Consider the following 3,503-nt stretch of genomic DNA (forward strand, 5'->3'; position numbering starts at 1 on the left):
ATGTTAACCACCTGGTCTAGGGATAGCGTCGCCACAATGCCCATGGCCAAACATCCGGTCACGTTAATGACTAATGTGCTGTAGGGCACTTCTATTCCCAGCAGGTGATTCATAGCGAGTCCAAAATAGTACCGACACAAGGCCCCGGCGATCGCTCCTAGGGAGATGGCGGCAACAGTTCGCACAACCGGCTGTCGTAACATCAATCGTTCCAGCATGGGTTTAAGCATGGCAAGTTCTCCCGATTAGGTTAACGAACTGTCAAGGCGTTTACATCAGCTTCCACTAGCAGCACGGGCAATGGACTAGTTTCCAACACGGCTTGAGACACTGACCCCACTAACACATCCTCTAGGGGACGGTGCCCGCGCTTACCCATGATAATTTCCGCTACACCATACTCTTGGGCTGTTTGCACAATTTCTTCTGGCACGGAGCCAGAGGTGGTAATAAATCGATGGCGAATATCCGCTAAGAGTTGCTTAGCTTGGTGGCGCAACTGCTCGATTTCTTGGGGATTGTCGATGCGGATGACGTGGAGCACGATGACTTCACCATCACTGCGGCGGGCGAGTTCTGCGGCTTTGGTCAGCACCCGTGTCGCTAGGGGAGAGGTATCAACCGCTGCCAGTAACACAATCTGACGGGAAACGGTTACTTTGGTTGGGTCAACCTCGCCCTGCTCTAGCAATTTGGGGGCCAGCGTGGGGATTGCCCAAGCTCCCAGGGGTGCAGTTACCAGAATGGAGAGGGCAGAGAGGGCCAAGATTGTCTCGCCACCAGCAATTCCCTGAGCTAGGGGAATAGCGCCGATCGCTGCCTGCACGGTTGCTTTTGCTGAATTTCCTGGTAGCAGAAACAGGCGTTCTTGCCAAGTCCAGTTGCTGCCCACGGTGGAGAGGTACCAGCCCAGCGATCGCCCAACTAGGGTACCGATCGCCAACACCAGTAACCCCACCAGCAATGTATTCCCCAATACATGCAATTGAATGCTGGCTCCTAACAGCACAAACAAGATAATTTCAGCAATCACCCACAGACTATCAAACCCGCCCCGCAGCCGTCGTGCTAGGGGGGCATCCAATTCAATCAGAAAAAATCCAGTGGCCATAACGGCCAGATAGCCTGAGAAAATCGGCACATCTTCTGCCAAAACCACCAGCAACAGAGCAAAGCCTGCTGCCACTAGGGCATCTTGCACAGCGTTTTGTGTCCAGTTCTGTTTGGCGAGTAGTGACACTAACATCCGGGCGGTTAACCAACCCAACAGAATCCCTAAGCCAATCTGGCAGAGGATCTGCAAGGGCAGCAGTTGTAAGGGACTGAGGGTAAGGCCGCCGGGTAAGGTGATGCCAGTGGCCGTGCTCTGGGAAAGAAATGCAAGCAGCAGGCTAAACACCAACAGCAACAGCACATCAGACAGGGCGCTACCAGTCAAGATGGCATCGGGGATGCCTTTTTTAACTCCCCATCCCAAACTTTTTAACCGCAGCATTCCGGGGACGATGACGGCAGGCGATTCTGCCCCAAGCACACAGCCCAACAGTAGGCCGGTGGCAAAATCAAACTGAAACAGCCACATGGCAGCAAGCGCGATCGCCAGAGCTTCACAAGCTGCGGGCAAAAATCCTAGCCGTAGGGCAACGGAGCCTTGCTGAGCTAACTTTTCTCGATCGAGTCCCAGCCCTGCTTTCATCAAAATGACCATGACGGCGATCGTGCGCAGGGAGGTAGCTGCCCCCAAAACCTCTGGACTAATGACATTGCCCACCTGTGGCCCTAGCACAATTCCGGCCAATACCATCCCAATTAAGGCTGGTGCCCTCAGTCGTCGAGCAATCTGCCCAACAAAAAAGCCCATTAACAGAATCCAAATTAAACTTTCTAGCATTACACCACGCTGCATTGAATCGGTTGACCAACGTGGCTCGCAGAGGAAAGACTGGACAGGTACAACAAAGCCCCTACCTTCCGCTGCAAGCCGGAACAGTAGGAGCCATCAGCCTTCTTCGGTTCAAAGCCAGGGGCCTAGACATTCATGGGCCGAGACTGGTTGACACTAGGAGGCGGTTGTGGCGAGCTCCATCGCCATGGTTTCTTTATATCGCTAAATTGAGCAAATTGCTAGATAGGTTGAAGATGTTACAGAGCTTCAAGAAATCCTAATCACTCATTGTCATCGGGCTAATTCATGGGGCTGATCTGGCTTCAAATCGCACTACCCATAGGATTAGCAGGGCCAGGAGTTGCATGATGACTGAAAAGCTCACTAGGGCAATGAGGGAGCGATCGTACAGCACGCCCATCACAGCGCTGCCAATGAACCAAGCCAGTCCATACCCGGTATTGAAAATGCCATAGGCAGAGCCACGCCGCTCTGGTGGCACCATGCCTGCAACAACAGCCTTGAGGATGGATTCTTGCGCTCCCATGCCGATGCCCCAAAGCACCATGCCCAATACCGCCGCACCTGTTCCACCCCAGAAGATGACTGGAGCAAACCCCAAGGAGAGTGCAATTGCCAGAATTAGGGTAGTCATGCCTATGCGATCGAACCAGTAGCCGAAGATGAGGGCAGCGATCGCGTCTATCCCCATCGCTAGGGCGTAAAGCAGGGGAATCTGAGTCGGCTGGTTCAGCCCAGCCTGCTGTAGGTGGAAGGCAATTAGAGGAAAGTCTACAAACCCGGCGGCAATCAGAGCCACTGCCCCTAGATAAATCCAAAATCGACGCGGTAGCCCCTCGCCATGCAAATCCTGGGTAATAGGTTCAAACTCACGTGGGTTGGGATACACCCACTGACCGATTAGCAGGGCCACTAGTCCCAACACGGCTGGAATCACGAGGATAGCAAACCCTGGTGGGTAGCCTTTTTGCCAGGCTAGCACTGCCGTCACCAGTAACGGGCCTGACACTGCCCCAATCTGATCCATGGCTTCATGCAGGCCAAAGCCAAAGCCCTTACCAATGCGGATAGCAGCATGGGACAGCAACACATCCCTAGGGGGGGTGCGAATGGCTTTACCGGTGCGTTCGGCAATCATCAGTCCTGCTAGCACTTCCCAACGTCCTGCCAGGGCCATCAGGGGAACTACAGCGGTGTTGATAGCATAGCCAAGGGTAGTGATGCGCCAATATTGTCCAGTGCGATCGCTAAGATACCCGGTTAGTAACCGTAAGCCATAGCTGATAAGTTCCCCTAGCCCTGCCGTTAGGCCAACTACTGTACCGCTAGCTCCCAAAACGGCCAGATAGGCGCCGGTGATGCTGCGTGCCCCTTCATAGGTAGCGTCGGCGCAGAGACTGACAAATCCTAGCAACACGACAAATCTGAGGGCAGCATGAGATTTAGCCATTAAAACCCTGGTGATTGATCCACGTTTGCACCCTCAGAATAGCTGATTGCGACACCATTCCCAGACTAAATTAATCCGTTGCGATCATGACATCCGAGGCTTTCACAATTGCGTAGACCTGTTTACCTTCTGCTAGCCCTAGTTTCT

At 53.5% G+C, this 3,503-nt stretch carries 3 protein-coding genes and 1 riboswitch; all 3 genes read right to left on the bottom strand.

Annotated features, from left to right (window positions below; translation table 11 throughout):
• On the bottom strand, nucleotides 1-230 hold a 230-nt coding region (locus tag NZ772_15905; protein MCS6815039.1), incomplete at its 3' end, for a CrcB family protein.
• A 20-nt stretch (nucleotides 231-250) separates the two neighbouring features.
• Nucleotides 251-1,891 (bottom strand): cation:proton antiporter, encoded by a 1,641-nt coding sequence (locus NZ772_15910; GenBank protein MCS6815040.1) that lies wholly within the window; start codon nucleotides 1,889-1,891, stop codon nucleotides 251-253.
• Nucleotides 1,892-1,983: 92 nt separating this feature from the next.
• Nucleotides 1,984-2,099: riboswitch (Fluoride riboswitch) on the bottom strand.
• A 90-nt stretch (nucleotides 2,100-2,189) separates the two neighbouring features.
• Complete coding sequence (locus NZ772_15915; GenBank protein ID MCS6815041.1) at nucleotides 2,190-3,356, bottom strand: MFS transporter; 1,167 nt, start codon at nucleotides 3,354-3,356, stop codon at nucleotides 2,190-2,192.
• Between the last annotated feature and the right edge of the window lie 147 nt (nucleotides 3,357-3,503).

The organism is Cyanobacteriota bacterium (assembly GCA_025054735.1).
GTDB lineage: Bacteria > Cyanobacteriota > Cyanobacteriia > SKYG9 > SKYG9 > SKYG9.

Coding starts and splice junctions, on each gene's coding strand:
- NZ772_15910 (MCS6815040.1), bottom strand. CDS start 1,891: ATGCTAGAAAGTTTAATTTGGATTCTGTTAATGGGCTTTTTTGTTGGG.
- NZ772_15915 (MCS6815041.1), bottom strand. CDS start 3,356: ATGGCTAAATCTCATGCTGCCCTCAGATTTGTCGTGTTGCTAGGATTT.